The organism is Aneurinibacillus sp. UBA3580 (assembly GCF_002375825.1).
GTDB lineage: Bacteria > Bacillota > Bacilli > Aneurinibacillales > Aneurinibacillaceae > Aneurinibacillus > Aneurinibacillus danicus.
This window is the reverse complement of sequence record NZ_DFMZ01000070.1, coordinates 1-2,749: the sequence shown is the minus strand read 5'-3', so window position 1 is coordinate 2,749 and position 2,749 is coordinate 1. Positions and strand designations below refer to the sequence as shown.

Genomic DNA, 2,749 nt, shown 5'->3' with positions numbered 1-2,749 from the left:
TCGGAAGAGAGGATGAGTAAAAAGAATAAGTAAAAAGAAAGAATGCCTGCCGCTTCCTTTACACTTTCATGGTCAGAAAGGAACGGAACCGCGATCTCCCAGGCTGTATATGTGACGTAGTCGTCAAATAACAAAACACATCCGTGTAAAAGAGCAAACATAAGGCCAAACCAGCTTGCCGCATTATGAATCGCGGCAAGCGCGGGACGGAGAGGAAGCGGCAGGATACGCATACTTTGCAAAATGCCTGTCATAACGGCTGTAAAAAGCAGTCCATACGCCACCAGACCTGCTGCCCGTGTAAGATGCCAGACAGAAAGGATAGGGGCAAGGTATTCAAATACACTCGACATGCTGCTTCACCTCGTACGCAACACAATAGTTTTCTATATTTCGGTTTGCTTCTATGGAACCATCGTTCTTTACTAGCACATAGGCCGCCTCTGGCTTTCGCTGCCGCAACCAGGGAGGTCCTTGCTCCGTCCCTAAAATCAACAGGCATTTCGCATAGACTTCTGCTGCCGTCAAATCGGGAAGCAATACCGTCGCCTGCCAGATGTCAGAAGAAGCGGACTTCTGTGTCCGCGGATCTATAATATGGTGCGAAACACTTCCGTTCGGCTGCCGCCAGCGCCGTTTCTCCCAACTGCTTGTAGCAATGCCTACAGTCCCGGCATGAAGCGTAAGGCGGGCTACCTCTCTTTTCTCGTCTCTCGGTTCTAGAATCTGAATCTGCCATGGAAGACCTGTCGCTTCGTCACTCCAGGCCACAATATCCCCTCCCGCGTTTAATAGCCCTTCCCTTCTCCCTTCCTTCTGCAACCAGTCCACCATCTTCTGTACACCCCATCCTTTTGCGATGCCTCCAAGATCAATCCAGTTCCCTGCGTCAATCGTGATTGGTGTATAGGCCTTCCCATTTTTAAAACAATAAATCTGTTTGTGTTGAGCAGCCTGATTGGATCGATATAATAACGAGTTTTCGTTACCTGCCGGAAATTTATCACGCATACGTTCAAAACTTTCGGCATATCCCAATGAAGAAAGCTGCTTACCGAGATAGTGACAGAAGAGGCCATCCGTCTCCCGGTAATATACTTCCGCTTCCCGCATAAGATGATAGATAAGCGCAGAGACGATATGAAGCGGGGCATCTGATTGGTTGATGCGCGTGATTTCGCTGTTTGGAAGGAATCGACTCGCTTTTTGTTCCACATACGCCATCCAGGCCTCTACTTCCCGATGTGAAGCATTTGAAAGCCCCAGCGTGGAACACATCGTATTCATCGCCCGAAATGTATGCATATTCTTATGAGGCATGAGATTTCGCCGTCCTTATCTCGCTACCCGGTCCTGCCATGCTTCCCTTAGAGACCGATTTTACACCCACTCCCTGATAAATATGTGCCTGTTCTCTATCTCCGTGTTCAAGTTCCTTATGATGCTCCCATTCTTCATCATCACTATCATCTTCGTCATGGTCATGCTCTTCGTCGTAGCCTTCATCTTTTACAAATCGCTGATACTCTCTTTGTTCATTGCTTTTTCTCGCTTCATAGTCCTTCCATTCCATACGTATCTCATCCATAAGATTTTTTTCTGCATCCGCATCCATTTGTATAGCTTGCGATTGCTGTGCAGCAGACTTTGCCTGTTGTGTCCTCCCCTCCTGTTGTATAGGAGCAGCTAGTTCGGCAGGTACTCCCTGTGCCTCCTGCTTCCTTGCATCCGCTTCCTTCGTAACCTCGACCAATCCGACAAAAGCGGCCACACTCGACAAACCGACCGCCCATTTTACCCATGCTTGCTTTTTCATCTATTTTCCTCCCTAGTGCGGTAATTGCTTTTACTATATCCTCCATATCTGAAAATAGCATGAAAAAACACTCTTCTTTTCTTTCTTCATTTTAGTATCAGGTACTAACACTTTATGTTATAATGAATGCTGATTGACAGTATCCGTAAAGCAGGTGACATTGAACATGCAATATCATGATTTCAAAGACATCATCCTGAACCGGCGGAGCGTACGAAAGTTTATCGAACAGCCGGTTAGTATTGAAGACGTGAAAGAACTCATCGACTGCGCGCGCTATGCGCCCAGCGATACAAACTCGCAGACATGGGAATTCATCGCGATTTTGAATACAGAAAAGATTAAAGAAATCTCCGACATGACATGGGAAGAACTGCACAAAATCGCCGATGAGGCAAAAAAACGCGGGCTTGAGAAGGAAGCCCGCCTGCTGGCGCGTTCCTTCGGTCCGTATGCGACCGCATTTACCGGTGCACCGGCGCTCATCGTCTGCCTGGCCACGCCGTATACGTCGAAGTTCCGCGAAAAAATCTTCGATCCGATTATGATCAGCGAGCCGTCGTTCTGGGACGAAGAAGGCATTAAAAGCAGTTGCCTCGCAATCCAGAATCTAATGCTGGCCGCCCATGCAAAGGGACTCGCGACATGCGCCATGACCGGACCGGTCCTGCTCGCTCAGCATCGGATGCGGGAATATCTGCAAATCCCGGCGGAAAAGCAAATCAACATGGTTATTGCGCTCGGCCATCCTGCCGAAGTACCGGCACGGCTGCCGCGCAAACCGGTGGAAGACATCCTGCAAATTATCGAATAGAGTGAAAATGAGAAAAACTCGCGGGCGTTGCCGGTCTTTGTCTCCCTCCGCGTCACACGCTCCACAAGGAAAAATGCACGTTTGGCACACGCCCCGCGAGTTTTTTCTCGCTTACAATA

At 48.7% G+C, this 2,749-nt stretch carries 3 protein-coding genes and 1 pseudogene; 1 reads left to right on the top strand and 3 read right to left on the bottom strand.

Annotation, left to right across the window (positions count from 1 at the left end; all coding sequences use genetic code 11):
* The 3 genes and pseudogenes from B2899_RS10770 to B2899_RS10760 all read right to left on the bottom strand — a co-directional run.
* Window positions 1–353 (bottom strand): annotated as a pseudogene (locus B2899_RS10770) (ferric reductase); the annotation flags it as partial.
* Window positions 337–1,320: an FAD:protein FMN transferase gene (locus tag B2899_RS10765; RefSeq protein WP_286885712.1), complete on the bottom strand. Its 984-nt coding sequence runs from the start codon at window positions 1,318–1,320 to the stop codon at window positions 337–339. The pseudogene B2899_RS10770 and the gene B2899_RS10765, both read right to left, overlap by 17 nt.
* Entirely contained in the window at window positions 1,310–1,816 is a 507-nt protein-coding gene (locus tag B2899_RS10760; protein ID WP_286885711.1) for a hypothetical protein, read from the bottom strand. The genes B2899_RS10765 and B2899_RS10760 overlap by 11 nt, the downstream gene beginning before the upstream one ends.
* Before the next feature lie 166 nt (window positions 1,817–1,982).
* Between B2899_RS10760 and B2899_RS10755 the strand changes: the two genes are divergently transcribed.
* Window positions 1,983–2,630: a nitroreductase family protein gene (locus tag B2899_RS10755; RefSeq protein ID WP_146808213.1), complete on the top strand. Its 648-nt coding sequence runs from the start codon at window positions 1,983–1,985 to the stop codon at window positions 2,628–2,630.
* Window positions 2,631–2,749 lie beyond the last annotated feature (119 nt).

Excerpts from the sequence above, each read along its gene's own strand:
- B2899_RS10765 (WP_286885712.1), bottom strand. The coding sequence starts at position 1,320 with ATGCCTCATAAGAATATGCATACATTTCGGGCGATGAATACGATGTGT.
- B2899_RS10760 (WP_286885711.1), bottom strand. The coding sequence starts at position 1,816 with ATGAAAAAGCAAGCATGGGTAAAATGGGCGGTCGGTTTGTCGAGTGTG.
- B2899_RS10755 (WP_146808213.1), top strand. The coding sequence starts at position 1,983 with ATGCAATATCATGATTTCAAAGACATCATCCTGAACCGGCGGAGCGTA.